Below are 26,912 nucleotides of genomic sequence, written 5' to 3' on the forward strand. Positions count from 1 at the left end.
GGACGCCGCTTATGGACCAACCCAGGTTGATTCATCAAGGTGCCGCGCGCAACCGTCGACAGACGATTTTTTTGTTGAACCGATGCGATCTCGCCACAATCGTGGGGATGCGGCGGGCGCGGTTGGTATGAAGACTCTATCCTCTTGTCGTCCTGGCGAAAGCCAGGACGACGACGAGGATTGACAGGCGCCTCCGTTCCACGGCTGTTTGCACCGCCGGACCACCGAACTCCACACGAGGACTGCAATGCGGACGACATCGGTCGGCGTCTTCAAGATCGTCACCAAGGGCCCCGGCGACGTCTCCGGCCTCATGGCCATGATCGGCTCCGGCGCGATCGATCCCAAATCGATCCTCGCCGTTCTCGGCAAGACCGAGGGCAATGGCGGTGTCAACGACTTTACCCGGGAATATGCCGTCGCCGCGCTGTGCACGGCTCTGGCGCCACAGCTCGGCTTGTCCCCCGAGGGGGTCGAGCAGCGCATCGCCTTCGTGATGTCCGGCGGCACCGAGGGCGTGCTCAGCCCGCACATCACGGTGTTCACGCGGCGCGAGGTCGAGCGGCGGCCGGCGGGCTTGTCGGGCAAGCGCCTGAGCATCGGCATGGCGCACACGCGGGACTTCCTGCCGGAGGAACTCGGACGCGCCGCGCAGATCGCGGAGACGGCCGCGGCCGTGAAGGCCGCGATGGCGGACGCCGGGATCACCGACCCCGCCGACGTCCATTTCGTGCAGATCAAGTGCCCGCTGCTCACCAGCGATCGCGTCGCGGCCGCAAGCGCACGCGGCAACAAGACGGCGACGACCAGCGCCTACGGTTCGATGGCCTATTCGCGCGGCGCCTCCGCGCTCGGCGTTGCGGTCGCGCTCGGCGAGACCGGCTCGGACATCAGCGACGGGGACGTGCTGCGCCGCTACGATCTGTTCTCGAAGGTCGCATCCACTTCGGCCGGAATCGAGCTGATGCACAACGTCGTCATCGTGCTCGGAAATTCGGCGGCATCGGCCAGCGAGTTCGAGATCGGCCACGCCGTGATGAACGATGCGATCGACGCCGCCGCCGTGACGTCGGCGCTGAAGTGCGTCGGGCTTGGCGTCGCGCCGCAAGCGGAAGCCGGGCGCGAGCTCGTCAACATCTTCGCCAAGGCGGAGGCCTCGCCCGATGGCAGCGTGCGCGGCTTTCGCCACACCATGCTGGAGGACACCGACATCAGCTCGACGCGCCACGCCCGCGCCGCGGTCGGCGGCCTGATCGCGGGCCTTGCCGGCACCGGCGCAGTCTACGTGTCCGGCGGCGCCGAACATCAGGGCCCGGCGGGCGGCGGGCCGGTTGCGGTGATCGCGCGACTATCGGATTGAGACGGCCGGCCTCCTAAGGTCGTGCGACCTCTCCGCCCCATGCAACCCTGCCCTTCGCGCCGGCTCAGTTGATTCACGCAGGGTCCATGCGAAAGGAAGGACCGCCGCATCTAGAGGATTTGAATTTCATGACTTTGCCGATGAGCTGGAACGAGTGGGCGCAGCACGATGGCGTGGGGCTGGCGGCGCGCGTCCGCAAGGGCGAGCTGACGCCGAAGGAATTGGCCCGCCAGGCCGCCGCTGCCGTCGCCAAGGTCAATCCGGCGCTGTCGGGCGTGGTCGAGCTGTTCGAGGACGTGATCGCCGATCCGGCCAAGGACGGCGCCAACCTCGCCGGCCCGTTCGCCGGCCTGCCCTTCCTGATGAAGGATCTCGGGCCGACCATGAAGGGCCGGCTCCAGGAGATGGGTTCGCTGCTGATGCGCGGCAATCGCGCGAGCGCCGACACCTTCCTGACCGGCAAATTCCGCCAGGCCGGACTGAACCTGATCGGGCGCACCACGACACCGGAATTCGGCGTCTGCAGCTCGGCCGACAATCCGGCCGTCTACGTCACGCGCAATCCCTGGAACACCGACTACACCACCTGCGGCTCGTCCGCGGGCAGCGCGGCGATGGTTGCCGCCGGCGTGGTGCCGATCGCGCATGCGACCGACGGCGGCGGCTCGATCCGCATTCCCGCCGGCGTCAACGGTAATATCGGGCTGAAGGTCTCGCGCGGCGTGTTCTCGCTGGCCCCGCACATGTCCGACCTCACCGGGCTCGTCTCGATCCAGGGCTGCCAGTCGCGCTCGGTGCGCGACACCGCCGCCTTCGTCGATCACGCGCGCGGGCCTGCGCCCGGCGAGTTCATGCCGTTCTGGACCACGGCGCAGCCCTATTCCGAGATGATCAAGCGCGATCCGGGCAAGCTCCGCATCGCGCTGTCGCACACGTGGGGCGATTACACCGCGACGCCGGAGATCGCGGCCGAGCTGGAGAAGACCGGCCGCTTCCTCGAAGGCCTCGGGCACCATGTCGACTACGCACTGCCCGAGCTCGACTTCCGTGCGGCATTCGAGGCGCAGACGATGTGCTACATCTCGAATTTTGCGGTGGTGATCTCGAACATGCTGGCCGCGCGCGGGCTGGACAAGCCGCCGGAAGATCTCATCGAGCCGATGAACATCAGGATCTGGGAAGCCGGCCGGCACACCAGCTTCGCCGAGCGGGCGAAGATGCAAGGCGTGTTCAACACGACGTCACGCGGTTTCGGCGCGTTCTTCGAGCAGTGGGACGTGATCCTGACGCCGATCACGGCGCTGCCGACGCCGAAAGTCGGCACCAGGGAATATCTCACCATCTCCGACAATCCTGACGTGCTCGACTGGTTCGGCAACCTCTGGCGCTTTTTCGCCTTCACCCCGCTCGCCAATCTCTGCGGCATGCCGGCGATCTCGATGCCGATGGCAACCCAGGACCACGACCTGCCGCTCGGCATCCAGGCGATCGCCAAGCAGGCCAATGACGGCCTGCTGCTGCAACTCGCCGCCCAGATCGAGCGCGCGCTCGACGGCAAGTGGAACGGCGGCAGAAAGCCGAAGGTGCATGTGAGCTGAGGAGCTGCGGTCGCAATGACATGCGATCGCGCTGCCGCCTCAATTCTTCATCGCCGGGATCTCCTCCGTCGGCTGCTGCTGCCCCTGCTTGTACATCGCGAGCGCCTTGTCGAGCGCTTCGCGCAAGGCCAGCGCGGCGGCCACGCTGCAACGCAGGTGCGCGGTCTGGACCACTTCGACCCTGACCGCGGCTCCGACCGGCATCAAGAGGTTCGCGGCGAGCTCGACCTGGATCGCGCCGTTGTGATGGCCGAAGCAGGACGCGCCGTCGAAATAGATGATCGGCGCCCGCTCGGAGCTCGAGCTCGAAATGGTGACGGGCCCCTGATTGGTGCCGGGTGTTTCGGGGTCGGCCATAAGCGCTCCTTGCGGCTAGTCGAACGAACGAAGCGCTCACCATCGGCGCTTCGGACCGCCCTGTCGAGGCCCAACCGCCCGCAGGCCTGCCGTGCGACCCGTATTCGGGGTTTTGCGCGGCGCCCGGCACTGGTCTAGAACATCGCCATGTCCAGCTCATCGACGTCCGGCCTACCTGCCACGCTCCCGTTCGAGGAACTGGCCGAGGCCATCAAGGGCCGCCGCTCCGACTACGGCCATATCAGCGGGCTGCAGCTCGACCGCTTCGCACCCGCCGAGGCCTGGTCCAGCCTGCCCTACCGTCCCGTCTTCGTCGGCGACACCGAGACCGGGGTGCTGCATGGCGGCGTCGTCACCGCGATGCTGGACGAGAGCTGCGGCATGGCCGTGCAGCTCGCGCTCGACGGCACGCGCGCGATCGCAACCCTCGACCTGCGTATCGACTATCAGAAGCCGGCGACGCCGGGCCTCGACATCAAGGCGCATTCGGTCTGCTACCGCACCACGCGCTCGATCGCCTTCGTGCGCTCCACCGCGTATCAGGAGTCCGAGGACGATCCGGTCGCAACCGCAACGGCCTGCTTCATGATCGGCGCCAACCGCACCAACATGCTCGCCGACGCCAGGATGGATTCGCGCAGCATCCCGACCCTGGAGGCGCCGGAGGATCCGGATGGCCCGTTCGCCCGCAGCCCGTTCGCGCGCTGCCTCGGCATCCGCGTCAACGACGACGGCACGCTGACGATGCCGTTCTCGCCGAAGATCATCGGCAATCCGATCCTGCCCGCGATCCATGGCGGCATGACCGGCGCCTTCCTCGAGACCACGGCGATCATCGGGGTGGCGCGCGAGCTCGGCGCCGCCGCGCCGCCCAAGCCGATCGGGCTGACCATCAACTACTTGCGCTCCGGCCGCGCGCTCGACAGCTTTGCCAATGTCTCGATCGTCAAGCAGGGCCGGCGCATCGTCGCCTTCGAGGCGCGCGCCTGGCAGGACGATGCGGACAAGCCGATCGCCACCGCCTTCGGCCATTTCATGCTGCGGCCGACGCCTGGAAACGACGAGGAATAGGCCTATTTTACTTGACGGCGGGGGCCTGGAACCACAACGATAGCGCGTTCCCCGTGAGAGGTATTGGGTTGCGGCATCCGATCGACATCATCGCCATGTTCGCCGCCATGTGGCTGCTGGCGTCGATGGTGCTCGACGCGGTGACGCCGAAGGAGCTGACCGCGGTGCTGATCGCCATCGCGATCGGGCCTGCCGTGGTCATCACCGCCGTGTTCTACTATCTGCGCTGCCCGCGCACGGATTTCGCGGTGATGTTCGCAGCGCTGTGGCTGATCTCGGACATCGCCATCGCCTTCATCTCGCCGAAGGAGCTGCCGCATTTCCTGATCGTGCTCGGCTTCGTGCCGGCCCTGCTGATCGGCAGCGTACTGCACTGGCAGCGCTTCCAGCGCCGCCACGAGCGGTTGCATGTGCCGTCGGCGAAGCGCAGCTAACGCGGCAGCAGATTCGTCTTCGCAAGATCGAGCACCTCGTCGCCGCGGCCGTTGATCACCGCGCGCAAGACCCAGAGGCTGAAACCCTTGATCTGCTCGGTCGTGATGGTCGGCGGCATCGACAGCTCCTGCTTGGCGGTGACGACGTCGAGCAGCGCGGGCCCGTTGTAGGCCAGCATCTCCTTCACCGCGCCCGGAAGCTCGCCGGGGTCCTCGACGCGTTTGGCAAAAATGCCCATCGCGCGCGCCATCGCCGCGAAATCAGGGTTTTGCAGGTCGACATTGGTGTCGACGAAGCCGGCGGCCTTCATCTCCAGCGCAACGAAGCCGAGCACGCCGTTGTTGAAGACGACGACCTTCACCGGCAGCTTCATCTGCGTCAGCGTGATCAGATCGCCCATCAGCATCGTGAAGCCCCCGTCGCCCGACAGCGAGATCACCTGGCGGCCGGGCTGCGAGGCCTGCGCCCCGATCGCCTGCGGCATCGCATTGGCCATCGAGCCGTGCACGAAGGAGCCGATCAGCCGGCGGCGACCGTTCATCTCGAGATAGCGCGCCGCCCACACCGTGGGTGTGCCGACATCGGCGGTGAACACGGCATCCTCGGACGCATGGTCGCTGACGACCTTGGCGAGATATTGCGGATGGATCGGCTTGCTGCCGGGGGTGCCCCTGGCGAGCGAGTCCAGCCCCTCGCGCGCCTTCTTGTAATGCGCGACGGCATCGTCGAGATGCTTGCGCTGGGTCTTGGTCTTCAGCAGCGGCAGCAGCGCCTCGATGGTCAGCTTGACGTCGCCGATGAGGCCGAGGTCGATCTTGCAGCGTCGGCCGAGATTTTCCGGGCGGATGTCGATCTGCGCGATCTGGCAACCGGTCGGGAAGAACTGCTTGTAGGGGAAATCGGTGCCGAACATCACCAGCGCGTCGCAGGCGTGCATGGCGGCATAGCCCGAGGAGAAGCCGATGAACCCGGTCATGCCGACATCGTAGGGATTTTCGTATTCGACGTGCTCCTTGCCGCCGAGCGCATGCACGATCGGGCTCTTCAAGGCCTCCGCAAGCTGCATCAACGGCGCATGCGCGCCGGCGCAGCCACGGCCGCAGAACAGGGTGATGCGCTCGGCGCCGTTTAGGAGGTCCGCGAGCGCCTTCAGCTCATCGGCCTCAGGCACGACTTTCGGCGCCGACAGCGCGAGCCCCCGCGCCGTCGACAGCGCGCGCCTCGGCGGATCGCGGAACGCGACGTCGCCGGGCATGGCGATGACGGCGACGCCGCGCAGGCCCACGGCCGCGCGAATGGCGTTCTCGATCACGAAAGGCAGCTGGCTCGCATCCGAGACCAGCTCGCAATAATGGCTGCATTCCCGGAACAGGTTTTGGGGATGGGTTTCCTGAAAGTAGCCGCCGCCGATTTCGGCCGACGGAATCTGCGCCGCGATCGCCAGCACGGGGACGCGGCTGCGATGCGCGTCGAACAGGCCGTTGATCAGATGCAGATTGCCCGGACCGCAGGAACCTGCGCAGACCGCAAGGCTTCCGGTCATCTCGGCTTCGCCGGCGGCTGCGAACGCCGCAACCTCCTCATGCCGGACGTGGATCCATTCGATGGTGCCGCGACGCCGCAGCGCCTCGGTAAAGGCATTCAGGCTGTCGCCGACGATGCCGTAGATCCGCTTGACGCCGGCCTGTTCGAGCGTTGCCACGAACAGATCGGCCACGTTGTTGATCGCCATGTCGGTCTCCTGATCTCGCTGATTCAGCAAGATAGGATAAAGCGCGGCCGTGACGGGATCACGGCTGGTTTATTGCAGCTTCAGTCTTTCACAATCGCCCGATCGTAGGCCGCGATCGTCTGCTTTGCGCGCGCTGCGACATCGGCCGCCGACATGCCGGGCTTGTAGAGGCTGGAGCCAAGCCCGAATGCGGTGACGCCGCCCTTGATATACTCCGCAAAATTCTGGTCGGAGACACCGCCGACGGCAGCGATCATCACGCCGGCCGGCAGCACCGCGCGAATCGCGGCGATACCGGATGCGCCGAGCACGCTCGCCGGAAAGAATTTCAGGCCCGATGCGCCAGAGCGCGCGGCAAGCAGCGCCTCGGTCGGCGAGAACACGCCCGGCAACGTCACCATGGCGTACTGATGCGCACGCGCGAGCACCTGCGTATCCACATTCGGCGAGACCATCAGCTTGCCGCCGACATCATTGAGACGATCGACATCTGCGGTGGCTAGCACGGTGCCGGCGCCGATCAGCACGCCGGCCGGCGCGAGCTTCACGGCGGTGGTGATGGAGCGGAACGGATCGGGCGAATTCAGCGGAATTTCGATCGCGGTCATGCCGGCCTCGATCAGCACACTGACGATGGACTCGGCCTCCTCCGGCTTGACGCCGCGCAGGATCGCGACCAACGGACGCTTCATCGACGGAAATGGAACACTCATCTCAGGAAATCCTTCTTAACTCGTCCAGATCGCCGCCGCCGCCATCGACAGGCCGTGGCGAACGGCTTCATCCGCATCGATCGGCCGCGGCGTCACCGACACCGCATCGAAAGCCAGCTGATACAGCGTCGCCAGCCGCCCTGACGCAACCAACGTGATGCCGGCTTTGGGCACATTGCCAGAGAGACCCGCCGCCAGCTCGGTGCCGATCAACGTGCCCGACAGCGTCTCGCGCGCGGCGGCCGGCGTGCCGCCGAACAGCAACTGCCGCGACCGCGCACCGAAGAGCAGGTTGGCGGCGAACGCCGGCGCCTCGAACGCGGCTTTCACCGCCGCCTTGAAGCTTGCAACATCCTCGGCGTCATCGGCGCCTGCGACCGCGAGTGACAGAATCGTCTCGCGCGAGATCACACTGAACAGCTCGCCGGTCATGAAGGTGGAGAAATGCTCGACCGTGCCGTCCTTCACCCGCACCCATTTCGAATGCGTGCCGGGCATGCAGACCAGCGCTTCGCCGGCGGCCTTAAGGCCGAGCGCGCCGAGCAACTGCGTCTCCTCGCCGCGCATCACGTCCGGCGCGCCTGCGTCGCGCTGCGCGATGCCGGGCAGGATGCGGATGTCGCGCGCCTCACCCGGCACCCGCACGGCCTGCTTCAGGATGGAGGTGAGCGGTGCCGGCGTGTCGACATAGCCGGCCTCGACCCAGCCGGTTTTGGCGCCGGCCATACCGCAGACGAGAACGGGCAGATGATCCGGTGCTTCGACGGCGGAAAGATGCGATTGCAGCACACCGGCAAATCCGGTCTTGGCCGCGGCCAGCATGCCCTCGCCACTGCGGCGTTCGGCCAGGACCTGGCCGGCCCGATCGACCAGCCACAGGCGGAAGCTGCTGGTGCCCCAGTCCACCGCGACATAGGCGGGTTCGCTCATCTCGGTTCTCGTCCTCGTCTCACCGGCAAGACGCCGTCTCGCGACAATGAGACGACGGCTGGCAAATTCGCCCCGGGATATCGGCTATTGCCGCCGCAAACCAGCGTTTTATCGCAGGTCTGAGACGCTGCCGCGCTGGCACACCGCTTGCTCATGCATCCCCACTCACATCCGTGAACCGCGCACCAAGACGCATCAATTGTGGAGAGGAAACCCATGGAGATCGGCTATTTCACGATGCCTTCGCACCCGCCGGAGTGCGGCCTGAAGGAAGGAAACGACTGGGACCTGCAAGTCATGCGCTGGCTCGACGAGCTCGGCTATCAAGAGGCCTGGGTCGGCGAGCACCACACCGCGCCCTGGGAACCCAATCCCACGCCGGATCTCCTGATCGCCCAGGCCTTGATGCAGACCAAGCGCTTGCGCATCGGGCCGGGCGGCTTCCTGCTGCCCTATCACCATCCGGCCGAGCTCGCCAACCGCGTCGCGATGCTCGACCACATGTCCGAAGGCCGGCTCAATTTCGGTGTCGCGGCTAGCGGCCTGCCGAGCGACTGGGCGATGTTCAACGTCGACGGCATGAGCGGGCAGAACCGCGACATGACCCGCGAAGCGCTGGAGATCATCCTGAAGATGTGGACCGATCCCGCGCCCTGGACCTACAAGGGCAAATTCTGGACGGTGACCAAGCCGGACACGATGTTCGACTTCCTCAAGCCTCACATCAAGCCGTTGCAGGCGCCGCATCCGCCAATCGGCGTTGCCGGTCTGTCGAAGAACTCGGACACGCTGAAGCTCGCCGGCGAACGCGGCTTCATCCCGATGAGCCTCAACCTCAACCCGGCCTATGTCGGCAGCCATTGGGACTCGGTCGAGATTGGCGCGGCCAAGACCGGGCGCAAGCCGAACCGGCAGGACTGGCGGCTGGTGCGCGAGGTCTTCGTTGCCGACACCGACGAAGAGGCCTGGAAGCTCTCCACCGGCGACATGATGGGCCGGATGATGCACGAGTACTTCTTGCCCCTGCTCGGCCATTTCGGCTTCAAGGACTATTTGAAGCACGCGCCCGACGTGCCCGACAGCGACGTCACCGTCGAATATTGCGCCAAGCGGAACTGGATCGTCGGCTCGCCCGCGACCGTCGCCGAGAAGATCGAGAAGATCTACGACGAGGTCGGCGGCTTCGGCGTGCTGCTGGTGTTCGGCTTCGACTACAAGCACAAGGCAGAGGCCTGGCACCACTCGCTCTCGCTGCTCAGCAGCGAGGTGATGCCGCGCCTGAAGCATCTCGGCTCCGCGAAGAAGGCGGCTTGACCCGACGCGGATGCGGCGCGATCGTGCCGCATCCGCACCCGTTTCGGAGATTTCCGCGTGAGCGTGGACGCAAAGGATTTCAAGCAGGCGATGCGCCAATGCGCCGGTGCCGTCGCGCTGGTCACGGTCGGTGCCGAGCACGGCAAGCGCACCGGGCTCACGGTCACCTCGGCCTGCTCACTGTCGGACAACCCGCCGTCGCTGATCGTCTGCGTCAACCGCAACGCCAGCGCACATACGCGGATCCGCGAGGAAGGCGCCTTCGCAATCAACTTCCTGCACGAGGACCACGCGCTGCTGGCACTCACCTTCAGCGGCCAGAAGGGCGTCAACGGTGACGACCGCTTTGCGTTCGGGCAGTGGACACGCGGGGCCACCGGCGCACCCGTGCTGACCGACGCGGTGGCCGCGTTCGATTGCGAGCTGGCGCAGGAATTCGAAACGAAGACGCATTCGATCTTCGTCGGCGAAGTCCGCGGGGTGTCGCATTCCGACGGGGCCGCGCCGCTGGTCTATCTGCGCAGCAGCTTCCACGTACCCCACGAAATCCGCGGCACCGTTTCAGTCGGCGACCTCGATTCAAGGCATCTGAGCTGGACGGATTTTTCGTAAGGGCGGCGGCGGTGCGCTCCCTCGCCCCGCTTGCGGGGAGAGGGGGAGTCTCTCCGAGGATGGTGACAGTTGGACTCGCGGAGAGTCCCCCTCACCCGCCGCGCTTCGCGCGTCGGCCTCTCCCCGCACGCGGGGAGAGGCGAAAGCCCGCGGCTCGCTCCTCGTTCATCTCCAACCGAAAGCGCTACTGCGCGGTCTCGATCTTCAGGTGCTTGATCTTGCGATACAGCGTCGCGCGGCTGAGCTTCAGCGCACGCGCCGCCTCGGTCACACGACCGCCATGCTTGCGCAGCGCCTCGACGATCGTCGCGCGCTCGGCCGCCGCGAGGTCCGGCTCCGCCGCACGGCCGCCGAACAGCGGCAGATCGAGATCGGCATCGGTGACGACACCGTTCTCCGCCGTGCAGCCGGCAAGCCGCAGCACATGGCGGAGCTGGCGCATGTTGCCGGGATACGGATAGGCCGACAGCAGCGCCGAGGCCTCGTCCGAGAGGCGGCAATTCGGCGCTTCCTCGCGCGCGATCTGGCGAATGATGTCGTCGCGGTCGGCGCGCTCGCGCAAGCTCGGCAGCTTCACCTCCATGCCGCGGAGACGAAAATAGAGATCGGCGCGGAAGGCGCCCTCCTCCGCCATGCGGCCGAGATCGCGATGGGTGGCGCTGATCAGGCGGATGTCGACCGGCACCGGCTTGAGCGCGCCGAGCGGCCAGACCTCGCGGTTTTCCAGCACGCGCAAGAGACGCGTCTGCAGCGCGATTGGCATGTCGCCGATCTCGTCGAGGAACAGCGTGCCGCCGTCGGCCTGCACGATCAGGCCCTTTGAGCCCTCGCGCCGCGCGCCGGTGAAGGCACCGGCCTCGTAACCGAACAGCTCGGCGTCGATCAGGCTCTCCGGCATCGCCGCGCAGTTCAGCGCGACATAATGGTTGCGGGCACGGTTGCTCGCCGCGTGAATGGCGCGGGCGAACACGTCCTTGCCGACGCCGGTCTCGCCATGCAGCAGCACCGGCAGATTGCGATCACCGATGCTTCGGAGCCGCTTCACGCTTCGGATCAGGCCGGGATCGCGGCCGGCGAGCCGATGCAGGTCATCAAAACGGTCGATCGTCGCATCGCGGCGCGGAGCGTGTGGACCCGTGAAGGATTTGGCGCGCAGCGGCGGGGCGACATGGCCCTCGCCCAACGGACTGCCGTCGGCGCGGCGCAGCTCGACAACATCGTCCGCACTGCGCGCGGCGTGATGATCGAACTTGACGTAACGCGACAGATCGATGCCCGATGCGATCATGCCGTCGGTGAGGCCGAGCAGCGCACGCGCGGAACGGCAGGCGCCGACGATACGGCGGTCGTCGTCATAGGCGATGAGGCCACTGCCGCCGTCACCCGGCACCGTCGCGATCCAGGCGTTGCGGAAATGGCCGCGGAAGATCGCACCCTCCATCCGCCGCGTCGCCTCCATCGTCACCGCGAGCGCGAGCTGATGCGCGGCGCGTTCGAGATCCTCGCGGCAGGAGGTAATGTTGATGGCACCGGCGAGCCGGCCGGCCTGGTCGAACAGCGGCGCCACGGCGCAGGAGAACATGTGCCACTGCGCGCGAAAATGCTCGTCGCGATGCACCAGGATCGGCTTCTGCTCGGCCAGCGCGGTGCCGAGCCCGTTGGTGCCCTCAAACGTCTCGGCGAAATTCGAGCCGGTGTAGATCTTCCAGTCCAGAAACATCTTCGCATCTGCTTCGCCCGGCAGCCGGCTGAACAGCATGGTCGCGTTCACATCGGCCAGATTCACACAGTAGCCGGCGTCGCGCAGCACGCGGGCGAGGTCGTCGAGCTCGGGCGTCGCGAGCCGGATCGTCTCCTCCATCGGCTCGGCGACATGCCGGATCTCGGCCTCGGTGAGTGTTTGCGGCGGGCCCTGACGGGCGGGATCGAGCTTGTGGCTGATCAGGCAGCGCCGCCACGAATTGGCGATCCGCGAAGAGGCATCGACGTCGGCCACATGATTGGCGACGGACAAGACGCGGGCGACATGGTTCGAGGCCGAAAGGCTGGCCATCGCGGACGTCTCCACCCTGTATTATTGTGCAAAGTCTGGCAGCACGGGCGGGGATGTCAATCGGGAACCGGGAACGGGGGAGATGGCACACGGTCTCTAGACGTCATTCCGGGGCGATGCGATGGGACCGCGCAAGCGCGGCCCGGAGCATCGAACCCGGAATCTCGAGATTCTCAGGTGTGCAATTGCACACCATAGTTCGCGCTGCGCGCGCCCCGGAATGACGGCATCATCAAGATTGCTGCACTGCGCTCACCAGGTATCGATGCAGGGCCTCTTCTTCTCCGTCCGCGCGGGCGGCTTCGGCACCGACCTAAGCCCCGCCATGATCCAGCGCCGCGTCTCGGCGGGGTCGATGACGTTGTCGATCTCGAACACGGACGCGATCGAGACCGCCTTGCCGTTGGCATAGAGCTCGGCGACCTTGTTGCGATAATAGGTCTCGCGCTCTTCGGGGTCGGCGATCGCCTCCATCTCCTTGCGGAAGCCGAGGCGGACATAGCCCTCGAGGCCCATGCCGCCGAACTCGCCCGTGGGCCACGCCGCGGTGAAGAACGAGGCGTGGAAGCCGCCGCCGATCATCGACTGTGCGCCGAGGCCGTAACCCTTGCGCAGCACGATGCCGAACAGCGGCACGGTGAGGCTCGCGCCGGTCACGAACATGCGCGAGACGTGCCGCACGATCGCGGTCTTCTCGGCTTCCGGGCCGACCATGAAGCCGGGCGTGTCGCAGAGCGAGACGATCGGCAGATCGAACGCGTCGCAGAGCTGGAGAAAGCGCGCGGCCTTGTCGCCGGCATCGGCATCGATCGCGCCGCCGAGATGGCGCGGGTTGTTGGCGATCAGGCCGAACGGCTTGCCCTCGATGCGGATCAGCGCGGTGATCATGCCGACGCCGTAGTCGCGGCGCAGCTCCAGCACGCTGTCCCTGTCCGCGACGAGATCGATCACGCTGCGGATGTCGTAGACGCGCAGGCGGTTCTCCGGAATGGCGCGGCGGAGCAGACGCTGGTCGGCGGCCTGCCAGTCGGTCACCGCGCCCTGGAAATAGGACAGGTATTTTTGCGCGACGCGCGTCGCCTCCTCCTCGTCCTCGACGAGGATGTCGATGACGCCGTTCGGCGACTGGAACGAGACCGGGCCGACCTCGGCCGGATGGTAGACGCCGAGGCCGCCGCCCTCGATCATCGCGGGGCCGCCCATGCCGATCGAGGCGTTCTTGGTGGCGATGATGACGTCGCAGCAACCGAGCATCGCGGCATTGCCGGCAAAGCAATAGCCGGAGACGACGCCGATGACGGGCACCAGGCCGGAGAGCCTTGCGAACTGCACGAAGGACGGGCCGTCGAGCCCGGTCATGCCGAGCCGGTCGGTATCGCCGGGCCGGCCGCCGCCGCCCTCGCCGTAGAACACCAGCGGCACGCGCCAGTCTTCCGCCAGCGTCAGCATGCGGTCGATCTTCTTGTGGTTCATGTGGCCCTGCGTGCCCGCGAGCACGGTGTAGTCATAGGCCACGACGATGCAGCGCGCGCCCTCCGGGCCGAACTTCTCGCCATTGACGGTCGCAACGCCCATGACGAGGCCGTCGGCCGGCGTGTTCTTGATGAGGTCGTCGAGCTTGCGCCGGCGGCGCTGGGCCGCGATCGCGAGGCTGCCGTACTCCATGAAGGAGCCGTCGTCGACGAGCTGCGCGACGTTCTCGCGGGCGGTGCGCTGGTTGGTGTTGCGGCGGCGCTCGACCGAGGCCGGCCGGTTCGCATCGAGCGTGTTGGCCTGGCGCGCGATCAGCTCGGCGAGATCAGGACGGATGTGGTCGAGGTCGACATCGGCTTCCGCCGCCGACGCGTCGGCCGCGACGTCGAGCGGCTCCAGATACAGGATCGGTTCGCCGTGCATCAAAGTGGCGCCGTCTCCGGCGACGAGCTTCGTGACCCTGCCGCCCTGCTCGGCCATGACGAGATGCTCCATCTTCATGGACTCGATCACGGCAAGCTGCTGGCCGGGGCGCACGACTTCGCCTTCCTTCACCTGGATGGTGACGATGGTTCCCTGCAGGGGTGCCGCGACCATCACCGCGCCTTCAGGCACGGCCTGCGTAATGTGCGTCTCCATGCCGTGACCGCCGCCTCGCTCGGTCGGGGCGAAGTAGAGCGGCTTGGCTGCGCCATCGGCCGCCTCGACCAGTTTCGCGATGTTGCGATCGATGAAATCGGTCGCGATCCGGTTGGTCCTGAAATCGGGATGCGCGAGCACCGCCTGGAGGAAGGCGATGTTGGTGACGACGCCGTCGATCCGGAATTCGCGTAGGGCGCGCGAAGCCTTGGCGACCACGTCATGCCAGGCCTCGCCCGGCGTATGCACGATGACTTTTGCGAGCAGCGAATCGAAGGCCGCGCTGGTCTTGTAGCCCGCATAGCCAAAACTATCGACACGGACGCCGGGCCCCGACGGCGGCTCGAACAAGGCGAGCACGCCGCCGGTCGGATGCGTCGCGCCAGTCTCGTCCAGCGTCTCCATGTTGACGCGGAGCTGCATGGCGTAGCCGCGCGGCTTCGGGATCGATCCCTGCGCAAGGTCGAGCGAGGCCAGCGTGCTGCCTGCTGCGACCGCGAGCTGGGCGCGGACGAGGTCGAGGCCCAGCACCGCTTCCGTCACGGTGTGCTCGACCTGGAGCCGCGGATTGGCCTCGATGAAGGCAAAGCTATCCTCCGCCGTGCCGTCGACCAGGAACTCGAAGGTACCGAGATTGTCGTAAGCCGCGGCGGTCGCGAGTTGCCTCGCCGCCTCGATGATGCGGCCGCGCAAGGGCTCGCTCAGCGACGGGCTCGGCGCCACCTCGACCAGCTTCTGGTGCCGGCGCTGGATGGTGCATTCGCGCTCCCAGAGATGAGAGACCGCACCATGACGGTCGCCGATGATCTGCACCTCGATATGACGCGCCTGGCGGATCAGCCGCTCGGCATAGACGCCGTCGAAGCCGAATGCCGCCTTGGCCTCGGACTGGCAGCGCGCATAGGCTTCCGCCAGATCGGCCGCATTCTCGACCACGCGCATGCCGCGGCCACCGCCGCCGGCCATCGCCTTGATCACGATCGCCGCGTTGCCGCCAAGCGACGTGAAGAACGCCGTGATCTCCTCGAGCGACGAAGGCCCGCTGGTGCCGGCGATGATCGGCACGCCGCAGCGTTTGGCCAGTTGCCGTGCCGCGACCTTGTCGCCAAACAGTTCGAGCGCTGTCACCTTTGGCCCGACAAAGGTGATCCCCTGCTCGCCACAGGCCTTGGCGAACGCGGCATTCTCGCTCAGAAAACCGTAGCCGGGATGCACGGCATCGCAGCCGGCGCCCTTCGCCGCCGTCACCACGGCCTCGATGTCGAGATAGGCCCGCGCGCCGCGGCCAGGGATCTCGAGCGCCTCGTCGGCGACACGCACATGCAGCGACAGCGCGTCGTCTGCAGGGTGGATCGCTACCGTCGCGATGCCGGCATCGGCCGCCGCGCGCGCGATGCGGATGGCGATCTCGCCGCGATTGGCTATCAGGAGTTTCTTGAACGACATGATGTCTCTCACTCAGACTGCGGCGGGCAGATTTGGATCGAGGTCCTGCTTCTTCACCTTGCCCGTCGCCGTCAGGGGCAGAGCTTCGATGATGCGAATCTCCGGGACCTTGTAGACGGCCATGCGCTCGGCGCACCAGGCACGCAGGCTCTCTGCCGAGATGGTACCGACCGCCTCCGGCTTGAGCTGGATATAGGCCACCGGCACCTGCCCCTTGTCGGGATCGTCGCGTCCGACCACGCCCGAGCCCAGCACCTTCGGATGCTGACCCAGCAGCGCCTCGATCTCCGGCGGGAAGACGCTCATGCCCTTGACCTTCAGCATCTCCTTGCGGCGGCCGAGGAAGTGCAGGAAGCCGTCCTTGTCGATGCTGCCGATGTCGCCGGTGCGCAGCCAGCCATCGACGAGCGACTCCGCGGTCGCCTCCGGCTTGTTCCAGTAGCTCTTGAGCAGCGACGGGGTGCGCACCCGGATCTCGCCTTCCGCACCGAGCGGCAGCAGCGCGCCGGTCTCGAAATCGGTGATCTTGAACTCGGCGCCGGGGACGGGCAGGCCGACGAAGATCGGCTGGTTGTTCAGATCGAAATCGTCGTCCTGGAAGCCTGATGTGAAGGTGTTGGAGGTGTGGGTCTCGGTCATGCCCCAGGCCGCCTCCATCAGGATCGTGCCGGTGAGATCCTTCCAGCGCCTGCGATAGTCGGCGTTGAGCTTCTTGACGAAGGAGACGACGCGCACCTGCTTCAAGGACGACAGGTCGAACTCGCTCCAGCGCGGATGGTCCATCAGCTCCACCGCTCCGTCGACCGGCATCGCGGTGATCGTGACCTTGTACTTGTCGATCGCGGCCATCGCGCCGACGGCATCCCAGCGCGCCAGCAGAACCAGCGTCGCGCCGGAAAACAGCGGAAAAATCAAGCCAAAGTTCTCACCGGCAATCCAGAACTCCGGAAAGAACGACAGGAACACGCTGCTCTCGTCGGACAGGACCGAGATGCCGTAATTGGCGGCGGCGGTATAGACCATGTCGCGATGGGTGTGAACGCAGCCCTTGGGCATGCCGGTGGTGCCGCCGGTGTAGTTGAGCGCCGCGACCTCATCGAGGCCGGGCGGCGGCAGCGGCGACGGCGCGGGCATCGCGGCAAGCGCCGGCAACAGATCGGTCGCGCCTGCGGCCGCGATGCGCGGCGCGCGGATCGATTCCGGCGTGGGAAACGCAGGCGCCGCCGGCACGACATCGGCAAAGCTGGTGACGATGATCTCGCGCAGCCGCACCTCGCCCCTCACCTGCTCGACGACGGGGATGAGCTGGTCCAGTGCCACGATTACGTCGGCCTGGGTATCGTTGAGCTCGTAGGACAGCTCGAACGCGCGCGACAGCGGGCTGACGGGGACATGGACCGCGCCGAGCTTCAGGATGCCGAAGAACACGATGTGAAATTGCGGGCAGTTCGGCAGGAAGACGGCGACGCGATCGCCCTTGCGCACGCCCTTGGCCTGCAACAGTGCCGCGAAGCGGTCGCTCTGCCGGTCGAGATCGGCGTAGGTGGTGACGTGCCCGTAGAAGATCACCGACGGACGCTCCGGGCTCCGCCTCGCCCAGGCGCGCAGATATTCCGTCAAAGGAGCTTCGCCGCGCAGATAGTTCGGCGAACGCGGCATGCCCTTCGGCCACGCCTTGTCCCACAACCCGCGCAAGGTGGCGAGGTAGTCCTTCTCGTTGAGGGCCGCGCTCATGACGTCTTCCCCGTGTTGCTTTTCTTTTCATAAGGCACGCACGTGCCGTCAATCGACATCGTTACACGTCGAGCACGGCAGACTTCATGTCAAGGAAAACAGTTTTCCGCATCACGGCCGATGCCGCGGCGCGGAAAAAGCGGACGTTACGCCGCGACGAGGCGAATGATCCGCCTCACGGCCGATGGGATCGGCGCGATGACAGGGACAGTGAACATCGGCTGAAGCTCGCGCGCAGCTTCCCCCAGCGGCCCGCCGCCGATGATGACAGCTTCCGCCCCGTCCTTCGCGATGCAGGCCTCGACCGCGCCGGCGAGGGCTGCGCGCAGCTGCACCGGATCGCGCATCAGCTCTTGCGGATCGCCTTCGGCAAAGCGCGTGCCGGTGTAGCGCGATCGCAGCCCCAGCGCCTCCGGCAACGCCTCGATCTTCGACTTGAGCAGCGGTGTCGTGGTCGCCACACCGAAGCGGCGGCCTCCTGCGGCCGCCTCCAGCATCGACGACTCGCCGATGCCGACCGCAGGCAGCTTCGTCGCAGCCCTGATTCCGGCGAGACCGGGATCGCCGAACGCTGCGACGATGATGCCGTCCGGGGAAACTCGATGCGTCCGCGCGATCTCCTCGACCTCGGCGGCGGCCGCCTCCAGCGCCTCCGCCGACACGATCATCTGCGGCGCGCGCATTGCCGTGGCGCCGACGATGTCGAAACCGGCCACGGCGGCCGACTTCGCGATGGCCACCATCATCGCGGTGGTCGCCTCGAGACTGTTCGGATTGATCAGGAGGATGCGCGCGCGCCGATCGGAATTCTGGGCCATCCTACCGCTATACTAGGCCGCCCGCACGCCGGCAACGAAGGCGCTGACCTCGTTCTCGAGCGATTGCAGTTTCTGCGTCAGCCGGCCGCTGGATTGCAGCACGAGGCCGGCGGCCTGGCCGGTCTCGGCGGTCGCATCGGTCACGCCGGAGATGTTTTGCGAGACCTGATCGGTGCCGGACGCCGCCTCCTGCACGCTGTGCGCGATGGCCTGCGTCGCCGCGCCCTGCTCCTCGACGGCGGCTGCGATCGACGAGGAGATCTCGTTGACCTCCATGATGGTGGCGCGAATGCTCTCGATATTGCCGACGACCTGATTGGTCTCGGCCTGGATCGCGGTGATCTGCGCGCCGATCTCGTCGGTCGCCTTCGCGGTCTGGCTCGCCAGCGACTTTACCTCACTCGCGACCACCGCAAACCCCCTGCCGGATTCGCCCGCACGCGCCGCCTCGATGGTGGCGTTGAGCGCGAGCAGATTGGTCTGCGAGGCGATCTGGTTGATGAGGTCGATGACCTCGCCGATCTTGTGCGCGGCGGCGGCAAGCCCCTGCACCGTATCGTTGGTGCGCTGGCCGTCGGCGGCCGCCTTGTCGGCCACCGTCGCGGCCTGCGCGACGCGCTGGCTGATCTCGGTGATCGAGGACGACAGCTGGCCGGCGGCGGAGGCCACCGTCTGCACGTTGCTCGACGCCTGCTGGCAGGCCGTTGCCACGAAGCTGGCGCGATCGGTCGCCTTGTTCGCGGTCTCCGACATGCCTTGCGCGGCCTGCTGCATCGCGCGCGCCTCATCGAACACGTCGCGGACCACGGCCTGGACACTCGCCTCGAACTTGCCGGCGAGATCGGCCATCGTCCTGCGCTTCTCGTCGTCGGCTCGCTGCTTCGCCTCCTGCTGCTCGGCATGCATCCGGCCCACGGCCGACGCATTGTCCTTGAACACGGCGAGCGCGTTGGCGAGCCCGCCGACCTCATCGCGCCGATCGGTGTAGGGCACGTCGAACGCACTGTCGCCGGCGGCGAGGCGTTCGGTCAGCGCCGTAATTCCTGCCAGCGGCTTCGTGACGCTGCGGCCGATCACGAAGGAGGCACCGAGCACCAGCACGAGCACGACAAGACACACCAGCGCGAACGTCGTCGCGTTCTGGCGGAACACGGCATCGACGTCGTCGAGATAGATGCCGGTGCCGATGATCCAGCCCCAGGGCGCAAAGCCCTTCACATAGGAGATCTTCCCGACCGGCTGGTCGAAGCCGGGCTTCGGCCAGAGATAGCTGTAGAAGCCGGCGCCCTGCTTGCTGACGACGTCAACGAAGCCCATGAAGAGCGCGTTGCCGGCGGGGTCCTTCATCCCCGAAAGGTCCTTGCCGTCGAGCTCGGGCTTGATCGGATGCATGACCATCCTGGGGGTCATGTCGTTGATCCAGAAATACTCGACCTTGTCGTAGCGCAGGCTCTTGATCTCCGCCATGGCGGCGGCCTGCGCCTGCTCGCGCGGGAGTTTTCCGTCGCTCTCGAGCTTCTGATAGTGCGCCAGGATGCCGTAGCCGACGTCCACCATGTGCTGCGTCTTGGCCTGGCGATCGGCGACCATCTGGGTGCGCAGGGTCGAAAGCGCGATCGGTGCCAGCGCGATCATGCCGAGGAGGCTGATGCCGACAATCAGGACCAGCTTGAAACTGATGCGGGAGAAAATCATCGGGGCTCGCAAAATTGGAAGGGCTGATATGCCAGTTTATCCCGCTCCCCTTAGCAAAGCTTTAAGCATTCGGGTTCCCCAAATCCCCGCAAAATCGAGTGGGCGCTCGGCGGCATGCCGTATGCGGCCCGGCAGGTTTGCGGGGCCGGCCGCATTCGAGATCCGAACGCTTCAAATCTAGAAGACCTCGATATCGGCCCTCGACGCGTTGACTTGCGACAGGCTCTGACGGAACGATCAACGCAGATCGTCAGCGCCAGACGCGGCGTGCGCCCAGCCCAAGGCCACAGGCTCAATGCATCAATCGACATACGCCAAGCCCATCGACCTTCCCGCACTGACCGCAGCCGAGCGACTCTTCATCTGGGGATTTCGCGCCAAGGCGCGCAGCGGAAGCGCCGTTCCGACCGCGGCCGACATCCAGCAGGTGTACGACCATTTCCGCGTCGGCGATGCCGTGCCGTCGCTGGAATCGATCATCGAGATCTTTGCCTGCACGGCGCATACGGCGATCGAAGTGCATTGCCCCACCTGTCCGCGCATATCGGAGAGCGAGCACGGAATCCTGCGGGCGATCGCCGCCGCGCAGAAGGAGCGCGACGATGTCGCGCGCGCGCAGTTCGAGTGCTGGCTGCCGCCGGTGGGCGCGGATTGGGCGCTGGCGCCGGTCCGGGGACTTGCGACCATCTTCCGCATGGCCGGCCTCATTCTGCCTGACCGGCATGTCGAGCCTTTTGACCAGGACCGGACAATGGTGATGAAGAGCTGGCTTGTGGGCAGTCCCACGTTGCATTGATGAGATCGTTCATGATGGAGGCTGCGAGCAATTCCGTGCCTGACCCGGAAGCCGGCCAGTCGCGGCTCTGCCCGCTTCAAGCCGCGCTTGCGACCCGTCCCGGCGTCGAAGGCTACGATCAATTCTGCCGCGTCGCGCTTTCGCTGTTCCGCTTCATTGGCGCTGCCTATGCGACCGGCGCGTCCGATTGCTGGGAGGCGGCCTATCGCTTCGCCGACGAGGCGCCCGGCATTGCCGACAGCCCGCTGCTGGTCGCGCGAGCGGCTGCGCTCGTCAGGATCCTGCGCAGCGGCCGGCCATGCGAGCTGTGCTTCATGCCGCCGTCGTGCCGGCGCCTCTCGAAGGACGAGGCGGAGTTGATGCGACTGCTGTCGGTCGCCCGCAGCAAGCAGCCTGGTGAACTCGAGACAATCGTCTGCGGGTTCGTCGGCTCCGGGAAAGAGGATGCGACAACGCGGGCGGTCAACGCGCTTGCCTGCTGCTGACGCCTAACCTCCGGCCTTGCCGAGCACGAGATCGATCGTGTGGGACGCGATCTTGCGCAGCTGCGCGTCGTCGCCGAAGGCCCGTTCGAGCACGGCGAGGCCGCGCGTCACCGTGATGATGTGGAGCGCTGCGACCGCGGGATTGCCGTTGAACTCGCCGCGTTTCGCGCCTGCCGACAATGTGTCCTGAACCAAAGCGGTGATGCGCGAGATGAGGTTCGCAAAGGCCTGGCGCGCGTCCTCGTCGAGCCCCTCGCCTTCGACCGCACCGAGCTCCATCAGGCCGCGCGTGGTCGGACATCCGCGCGGTGGCGAGCCCGAGCGGAACTTCACGATGGTCAGGTCGAAGAACGCGGTGAGGCGTTTGCGCAAACTGCCGGCACCGAGCGCCTTTTGCAGGGCGAGGAGGTAATCGCCCGCGTAGCGCTCATAGGCCTGCAGGAACAGCGCCTCCTTGCTGCCGAAGGCATTGTAGAGGCTGCCGCGCTGGACGCCGGCGTCGCGCGCGATGTCGGACAGCGAGGTGCCGCGCACGCCCTTGCGCCAGAACTGGTCGAACGCAATGCGCAGGACGTCGTCGTGGTCGAACTCGCGCGGTCTCAAATGTCGATCCTCGGCCTGAAAGTATTTGACACGGTGTCAAGAACGTGTTTTCTCGACATGGTGTCAAAAACCAATTGGGATTGATAGCCCGTTTCGTCAATGAGCCGGACCGCCGGCGCGCACCGTGCGCCCTGGCCGGTCGGCCCGCATGCAAAGGGACCAGCTCATGCCTCTTCTTCACATCTCGATGCGCGCCGGAAAGCCCGACGCCTACCGGCAGGCGATCCTCGACGGTCTCTACCGCGCCATGCGCGAGGCGCTGAACGTGCCCGAGGGCGACGAGTTCATGACAATCAGCGAGCATGACCCCGCGAACTTCCGCTGCGGCAATGCCTACGGCGTCGAGCGAAGCGAGGACGCTGTGCTGATCCAGATCACCGTGTTCGCCTCGCGCACCCCTGAGCAGAAGAAAGCGCTGTACCGGCGGATCGCGGAGCTGCTCGGCGAGAACCCGGGCATCCGGCCCGAGGACGTGTTCGTGAACGTGCTCGATGCCCCCGGGGAGAACTGGTCGGTCGGCCACGGCCTCGCACAGTTCGCGTGAACTTGCCGGGCGCGGAGTTGCCCGCGCCCCCTTGAGAATTGCCGGCCGGAAGGGTCTGATAGGCGGCGGAGGAAACCTCCGCCGAGCCGAACCCGGGACCTGAGCCGCATGACCATGTCGGTCGAGCAATTGTGGAGCCTGCCTGAAACCGCGCTGGTCGGCGCCTACGCAGAGGCGCGGCGCCGCTACGCGGAGAAGAAGTTCGAGCGCGACACCCAGCGGGCGCGGCTCGAATGGATGCGCGCAAAGCTGTTCGTCAACACGCAGGGCAATGTGACCGAGCGCAAGATGGCGGTGGACGTTTCCGAGGAGCTGGCGCGCAAGGGCCAGGAGGTACGCGAGATGACGCGCGATCTCGACATGCTGAAGATCGACGTGGACGTGATCGACACGATGATCCGGCTGCGCGGCGCGCACGGCGCCCCGCCGGTTCATGCCGAAGAGGCGGCCGAGAAACCGGCCGAGCCGGAGGGGGAGTGAGATGGCTGCGTTCCGCGGAAGCTGCCTGTGCGGCGAGGTCGCGTTCGAGGTCGAGGGTCCGTTCGATCGCTTCCTCAACTGCCACTGCTCGCGCTGCCGCAAAGCGACCGGGACCGCGCATGCCTGCGAGGTGATCGTGAAGGCGGCGGCGCTGCGCTGGCTGCGCGGGGAAACATCCGTCGCGCGCTTCGATCTGCCCAATGCACGAAGCTTTGCGACCGCGTTCTGCAAGAGCTGCGGCAGCCCGATGCCGCATCTCACGCGCAGCGGACGCGAAGCGATCATCCATGCCGGCGCGTTCGACGAGCCGCTGGGCGCGGCACCTGACCGGCACGTGCATTGGACGTCCCGCGCGGATTGGTACGACCACGGAGACGGATTACCGGTGGAGGATTGAGGCTCAGCTTTGTGCATGCCCACCGTGGCGGCGGTGATACGCACTTGGCGACGGCCAGCTCCAGTGCTTCAGTGTCGCTCGATTCGGCTCGAAGATCTCGATCTTGAGCGCGTGGCATGCCGCGGCATCGCTGGAATGGGTTGCGCTACAGTCTCCGCCGGGACAGGCCGACAACGCGCCGAGCAGGTCGATCTCCGCGAGAAATTCGATGAAGTCGCCGGGACGGACCGGACTTGCCTTCATGAAATATTGGTGCGTGTCCTTCGTGAAGCCGGTGCACATGAAGACGTTGAGTACGTCGTGGATATGATGCTCGATCGCGCGTGGCTCCATCTCGAGCTCGGCGGCAAGCGCGCGGGACAGGTTGGAATGGCAGCAGAAATCGTAAGCCGTGCCGTTCAACAGGAGATTTGTATAGGGGTCGCAGCGCGTGCCGATCACATCATGAATGCCGGCGCCGTCCTCGTCGAAGCCGTACCAGCCAAGCGTGTCGTGACTGATGGTCGCCATCGGCCGAAGGTAGGGCATATTGCTCCAGAGCCGGTCCCCGATGCCGACATGCGTACCATGGAGCGCCCGCGTCTTGCCGCTGAAGAAGCGCTCGGAGAGATCCTCTGCATTCCAGAGATTGAGGTCGCCGACCTGAGGGCCTTCGATGCTGACGATGCGGAAAAACTGGCCGCGCGCCACGCGAAATGTTCTGGCATCGCGTGGCGGCACGGTGAGCTCGTGCGTCTTGACCATCGTGCGGCGAGCCTGCTCAAGCGCGGCGAGGTCAGGCCCGGGCATCGTGCCGGCCGGATAGACGATCGTCGGCTTGGCGGCGCGGCGCGAAGCGGCGTCTGCGGGTGTGATTTTGGACGACATGCCAAGCGGATCCCTGTGACTGCAAGCCATCCTACCGCCTCATCTCACCCACCCACAACGCACGTCTCCATGATCCCGTCGAGCTCGGCCTTCGAGAGAACGCCGAGCCCGGCGATGAAGACGATGCGTGACCGCGGCACGCCCGGTGTCGGCGCTTCACCCGGCGCCAGTGTTGCGCGGCCGGCGGCGAACTGAAACACCGTCAGGCGGCCGGGCTGCTCGACGGTCTCGAACAGGCCCTTGGCGCGGGCAAGCTTCGGCGCCAGCCGCCCGATGGCCTGCTGCAAGCGCAGCAGCGAGATTGGGTGGTCCGAGGTCCAGCTCAACGTCTCGAAGCGTTCCTCTGCCGGCCGCCGCGGCCCCGGCTCGCGTGTCGCGGGCGCGCGATCGATGGCTGCGGGAAACAGCAGCGCGGCGGGAATCTCGCCGTGCTGCGCATCGACCACCACGGCGGGGACGCGCAGCGCGCGGATGGCTTCGCGCATGCGGGCACCCGCGCCCTCGTCCGCCAGATCCAGCTTGCTGAGCGCCACGATATCGGCGACGCGCAGCTGCGCGCGCACCAGCGCGTCATCCAGGGCTGACGGCGGTGTGCCTGCATCCATCACGCAGAGCACGGTTTCCAGCGGCGCCTCGCGCAGGATCACCGGATCCATCAGGTTGCGCACGATGTCGGAGGGATCGGCGACGCCGCTGGTCTCGATGACGATATACTCCGGCTTCGGATCACGCCGCAGCAGTGTCGACAGCGTGCGGAGCAGATCGCCTTCGAGCGAGCAGCAGATGCAGCCGTTGGCAAGGCTCACCACGCCGTCGCTCGCGCCCGCGATCAGCTCCGCATCGATGTTGATCGGGCCGAAATCGTTGACCACGGCGGCGATGCGCCGTCCCACCGCATGCGCCAGCAGATGGTTGACGACCGTGGTCTTGCCCGCCCCCAGAAAGCCCGTCACCAGGAGAATGGGGACCGGCATAGGTCAGCCCTCGACGACCGGGCGGCGCACCGGCCGGCCGGGCCGCGCAGTCACATCCAGAATGCCGTCGCTGATCAGCGCCTGGCCGCTGACGACGAGATGCCGCACGCCCTCGGACGGCCGGTTCATCGCCGTGAACGTCGCGCGGTCGCTCAGCTTCTCGTAATCGAACACGACGATGTCGGCATCGGCATCCTTTGCGAGCCTGCCCTTGGCGCGCATCGCGGGCGTGCTCTGCGACAGGATCTCCGCAGGGATCAGCGCACATTTGCGCACGCCCTCCAGCAGCGACACCGTCTTGCGCTCGCGCACCCATTCGCGGATGAATTTTGTGAAGCAGCCGGCCGAGCGGGGATGCGAGGTGGCGTCATCCGGCAGCGGCCAGGCATCGCCGGTGTAAGTCTTGCCGTCCGACGTCGTCCACGGCATCGCGTCGGACGCGATGGCGCCGCCGGGATACAGCACCGACATGTCGAGCAGGTCGCGGTGATGCGAATTGTTCTCGGTGTCGAGGATGTGCCAGAGCACCAGCGAGGACGGCTCTTCGGCCTGCGCCTTGAGCAGCTCCGCGCGATCATGGAAGCGATAGCCGTCGGTCACGCGCTGCACGGAATCGTAACCGGTGCCGTTGCGCTCGACGAATTGGGGATCACTGAAGAAGGCCGCGGCCAGCACGGTCGAACCGGTGCCGTAAGGATAGGCCTCGACCGTAATGGGCAGGCCCTGCGCCTGCGCCTTCTCGACCAGCACGCGGCAGCGCTCGATGTCGGTCTTGCTCGACGAGTTGAAGTGGCAGATGTGCATATGCGCGCCGGTGGCGCCGGCATAGCCGATCAGGCGGATATAGGCCTCCGCCGCGCTCTCGGGGTCGATGCGCGACATGTAGGCGACGTGGGTGAAGGTCGGCACGTCCTGCTTCGCGGCGAGCTGGCAGACCGCGGTCAGCTCCTGCACGCCGGCGCCCGGCGCGTAGGCGTTCAGGATGCCGATGCCGATGCCGCCCTCGTTGAGGCCGCGCGCGAGGCGATCGAGGATGCCGGCGACCTCCGCATCGCTCGCCACATTGTCCATCCAGCGGCGGTCGCGCATGGCGTTGCCGAACGCCTCGAGCGAGCTCTCCGCGTTGGAGCCCGTCATCGCGCCGATGCGCGCAAAAGCCCAGTTGGTGGCGGCGCCGTAGTTCAGCACGCGCCCCTTCCTGGCCTGGCGCTCATACCAGGATGCGACCGGCAGCACGCCGGCCTCGAGATCGAGCGTCGTCGTCACGCCGTCGAACGCCTGCATGCGATCCGCCGGGATCGACTGGCCATGCGCGTGCAGGTCGATGAAGCCCGGCGCCACCACGAGCCCGGTGGCGTCGATCACCCGCTCGGCGCCGCCGAGCGAGGAGCCGACGGCGGCGATCCTGCCGTCCACCACCGCCACATCGCCGATGGCATCCATCCCGCTCGCGGGATCCACCACCCGGCCGCCAGAGATCACCAAACCGCTCATATCGTCACTCCGCATGCCATTGCCAAAACCTCCAAAGACCCGGCAGCAGCTTCGGAGGTGCGTCTGGGCCGCATAGAGGCAGATTTTTGTGACAACGACCACCGCCGCGGATGCCGATGCAGCATGCATATTGCCGCGCGGCTGTCGCGGGGACGCGCATACGAGATGCAGTCTCGGGTTGCATCCCGGCAAATGCCAAGCTATGGGATGCGCGCAATTTCATTTTTGGAGGCGACCATGTCTACGACTGCACGCTTCCCGGGTTCGACGCGCGATATTTGACGCGCTTCCC

24 protein-coding genes are annotated in these 26,912 nt (G+C 66.5%); 11 read left to right on the plus strand and 13 right to left on the minus strand.

Features of this window, described 5'->3' with window-relative positions:
- Positions 1–247 precede the first annotated feature (247 nt).
- Entirely contained in the window at positions 248–1,360 is a 1,113-nt protein-coding gene (gene atzD / locus ACVWW6_RS41775; protein ID WP_456682838.1) for a cyanuric acid amidohydrolase, read from the plus strand.
- 128 nt (positions 1,361–1,488) lie between these two features.
- Positions 1,489–2,958 (plus strand): amidase, encoded by a 1,470-nt coding sequence (locus ACVWW6_RS41780; RefSeq protein ID WP_038965463.1) that lies wholly within the window; start codon positions 1,489–1,491, stop codon positions 2,956–2,958.
- A 39-nt stretch (positions 2,959–2,997) separates the two neighbouring features.
- Here ACVWW6_RS41780 and ACVWW6_RS41785 read toward each other — a convergent pair whose 3' ends face one another.
- Complete coding sequence (locus ACVWW6_RS41785) at positions 2,998–3,315, minus strand: hypothetical protein (protein ID WP_028172914.1); 318 nt, start codon at positions 3,313–3,315, stop codon at positions 2,998–3,000.
- Between the two features lie 147 nt (positions 3,316–3,462).
- Between ACVWW6_RS41785 and ACVWW6_RS41790 the strand changes: the two genes are divergently transcribed.
- Both ACVWW6_RS41790 and ACVWW6_RS41795 read left to right on the plus strand, forming a co-directional pair.
- On the plus strand, positions 3,463–4,386 hold the full coding sequence (locus tag ACVWW6_RS41790; RefSeq protein WP_456682839.1) for a PaaI family thioesterase: 924 nt from the start codon (positions 3,463–3,465) through the stop codon (positions 4,384–4,386).
- Positions 4,387–4,454: 68 nt separating this feature from the next.
- Positions 4,455–4,820, plus strand: a complete 366-nt coding sequence (locus ACVWW6_RS41795; RefSeq protein WP_028172912.1) for a hypothetical protein — start codon at positions 4,455–4,457, stop codon at positions 4,818–4,820.
- On the opposite strand, the gene poxB is transcribed toward ACVWW6_RS41795, so the two are convergent.
- The 3 genes from poxB to ACVWW6_RS41810 all read right to left on the minus strand — a co-directional run bounded on the left by poxB (position 4,817) and on the right by ACVWW6_RS41810 (position 8,196).
- Complete coding sequence (gene poxB / locus ACVWW6_RS41800; RefSeq protein WP_456682840.1) at positions 4,817–6,553, minus strand: ubiquinone-dependent pyruvate dehydrogenase; 1,737 nt, start codon at positions 6,551–6,553, stop codon at positions 4,817–4,819. The two genes, ACVWW6_RS41795 and poxB, sit on opposite strands and share 4 nt — an antisense overlap.
- 80 nt (positions 6,554–6,633) lie before the next feature.
- On the minus strand, positions 6,634–7,266 hold the full coding sequence (locus ACVWW6_RS41805) for a 2-dehydro-3-deoxy-6-phosphogalactonate aldolase (protein ID WP_161536279.1): 633 nt from the start codon (positions 7,264–7,266) through the stop codon (positions 6,634–6,636).
- Positions 7,267–7,281: 15 nt separating this feature from the next.
- Positions 7,282–8,196, minus strand: a complete 915-nt coding sequence (locus tag ACVWW6_RS41810) for a 2-dehydro-3-deoxygalactonokinase (protein ID WP_060910625.1) — start codon at positions 8,194–8,196, stop codon at positions 7,282–7,284.
- Between the two features lie 216 nt (positions 8,197–8,412).
- Between ACVWW6_RS41810 and ACVWW6_RS41815 the strand changes: the two genes are divergently transcribed.
- A complete protein-coding gene (locus tag ACVWW6_RS41815; RefSeq protein WP_038965454.1) occupies positions 8,413–9,510 on the plus strand; it encodes an LLM class flavin-dependent oxidoreductase in 1,098 nt (365 codons plus the stop codon).
- Between the two features lie 57 nt (positions 9,511–9,567).
- Positions 9,568–10,122, plus strand: coding sequence for a flavin reductase family protein (locus ACVWW6_RS41820; RefSeq protein WP_011090025.1), 555 nt, complete (start codon positions 9,568–9,570; stop codon positions 10,120–10,122).
- Positions 10,123–10,306: 184 nt separating this feature from the next.
- Here the strand turns inward: ACVWW6_RS41820 and ACVWW6_RS41825 are convergent, their stop codons facing one another.
- The 5 genes from ACVWW6_RS41825 to ACVWW6_RS41845 all read right to left on the minus strand — a co-directional run bounded on the left by ACVWW6_RS41825 (position 10,307) and on the right by ACVWW6_RS41845 (position 19,980).
- Positions 10,307–12,175, minus strand: coding sequence for a sigma-54-dependent Fis family transcriptional regulator (locus ACVWW6_RS41825; protein ID WP_404523943.1), 1,869 nt, complete (start codon positions 12,173–12,175; stop codon positions 10,307–10,309).
- Positions 12,176–12,427: 252 nt separating this feature from the next.
- Positions 12,428–15,733, minus strand: a complete 3,306-nt coding sequence (locus ACVWW6_RS41830) for a carboxyl transferase domain-containing protein (RefSeq protein ID WP_456682841.1) — start codon at positions 15,731–15,733, stop codon at positions 12,428–12,430.
- A 12-nt stretch (positions 15,734–15,745) separates the two neighbouring features.
- Positions 15,746–17,467, minus strand: a complete 1,722-nt coding sequence (locus tag ACVWW6_RS41835) for an AMP-binding protein (protein ID WP_456682842.1) — start codon at positions 17,465–17,467, stop codon at positions 15,746–15,748.
- A gap of 146 nt (positions 17,468–17,613) precedes the next feature.
- Entirely contained in the window at positions 17,614–18,285 is a 672-nt protein-coding gene (locus ACVWW6_RS41840; RefSeq protein WP_456682843.1) for an aspartate/glutamate racemase family protein, read from the minus strand.
- 12 nt (positions 18,286–18,297) lie between these two features.
- A complete protein-coding gene (locus tag ACVWW6_RS41845) occupies positions 18,298–19,980 on the minus strand; it encodes a methyl-accepting chemotaxis protein (RefSeq protein WP_271550896.1) in 1,683 nt (560 codons plus the stop codon).
- Between the two features lie 295 nt (positions 19,981–20,275).
- Between ACVWW6_RS41845 and ACVWW6_RS41850 the strand changes: the two genes are divergently transcribed.
- Together ACVWW6_RS41850 and ACVWW6_RS41855 are read left to right on the plus strand one after the other, a co-directional pair.
- Positions 20,276–20,776: a hypothetical protein gene (locus ACVWW6_RS41850; RefSeq protein ID WP_038965447.1), complete on the plus strand. Its 501-nt coding sequence runs from the start codon at positions 20,276–20,278 to the stop codon at positions 20,774–20,776.
- A gap of 11 nt (positions 20,777–20,787) precedes the next feature.
- Positions 20,788–21,261: a hypothetical protein gene (locus ACVWW6_RS41855; RefSeq protein WP_060912925.1), complete on the plus strand. Its 474-nt coding sequence runs from the start codon at positions 20,788–20,790 to the stop codon at positions 21,259–21,261.
- Positions 21,262–21,264: 3 nt separating this feature from the next.
- Here ACVWW6_RS41855 and ACVWW6_RS41860 read toward each other — a convergent pair whose 3' ends face one another.
- Complete coding sequence (locus tag ACVWW6_RS41860; protein ID WP_456682844.1) at positions 21,265–21,864, minus strand: TetR/AcrR family transcriptional regulator; 600 nt, start codon at positions 21,862–21,864, stop codon at positions 21,265–21,267.
- 166 nt (positions 21,865–22,030) lie between these two features.
- Here ACVWW6_RS41860 and ACVWW6_RS41865 point away from each other — a divergent pair, with 166 nt between their 5' ends.
- The 3 genes from ACVWW6_RS41865 to ACVWW6_RS41875 all read left to right on the plus strand — a co-directional run bounded on the left by ACVWW6_RS41865 (position 22,031) and on the right by ACVWW6_RS41875 (position 23,285).
- Positions 22,031–22,408, plus strand: a complete 378-nt coding sequence (locus tag ACVWW6_RS41865) for a tautomerase family protein (protein WP_011090034.1) — start codon at positions 22,031–22,033, stop codon at positions 22,406–22,408.
- Between the two features lie 108 nt (positions 22,409–22,516).
- The gene (locus ACVWW6_RS41870) at positions 22,517–22,888 is read left to right on the plus strand and encodes a hypothetical protein (protein ID WP_011090035.1); all 372 of its coding nucleotides are present in this window, start codon (positions 22,517–22,519) and stop codon (positions 22,886–22,888) included.
- Position 22,889: 1 nt separating this feature from the next.
- The gene (locus ACVWW6_RS41875; RefSeq protein WP_011090036.1) at positions 22,890–23,285 is read left to right on the plus strand and encodes a GFA family protein; all 396 of its coding nucleotides are present in this window, start codon (positions 22,890–22,892) and stop codon (positions 23,283–23,285) included.
- A 3-nt stretch (positions 23,286–23,288) separates the two neighbouring features.
- Here ACVWW6_RS41875 and ACVWW6_RS41880 read toward each other — a convergent pair whose 3' ends face one another.
- Genes ACVWW6_RS41880 through ACVWW6_RS41890 form a run of 3 tightly spaced genes read right to left on the minus strand, consistent with a single transcriptional unit; the run spans position 23,289 to position 26,635 of the window.
- Positions 23,289–24,152 (minus strand): urea carboxylase-associated family protein, encoded by an 864-nt coding sequence (locus tag ACVWW6_RS41880; protein ID WP_456682845.1) that lies wholly within the window; start codon positions 24,150–24,152, stop codon positions 23,289–23,291.
- 44 nt (positions 24,153–24,196) lie between these two features.
- A complete protein-coding gene (locus tag ACVWW6_RS41885; RefSeq protein ID WP_456682846.1) occupies positions 24,197–25,126 on the minus strand; it encodes a CobW family GTP-binding protein in 930 nt (309 codons plus the stop codon).
- A 3-nt stretch (positions 25,127–25,129) separates the two neighbouring features.
- The gene (locus ACVWW6_RS41890; protein WP_456682847.1) at positions 25,130–26,635 is read right to left on the minus strand and encodes an amidohydrolase family protein; all 1,506 of its coding nucleotides are present in this window, start codon (positions 26,633–26,635) and stop codon (positions 25,130–25,132) included.
- Between the last annotated feature and the right edge of the window lie 277 nt (positions 26,636–26,912).

The organism is Bradyrhizobium sp. USDA 3311, assembly GCF_054062495.1.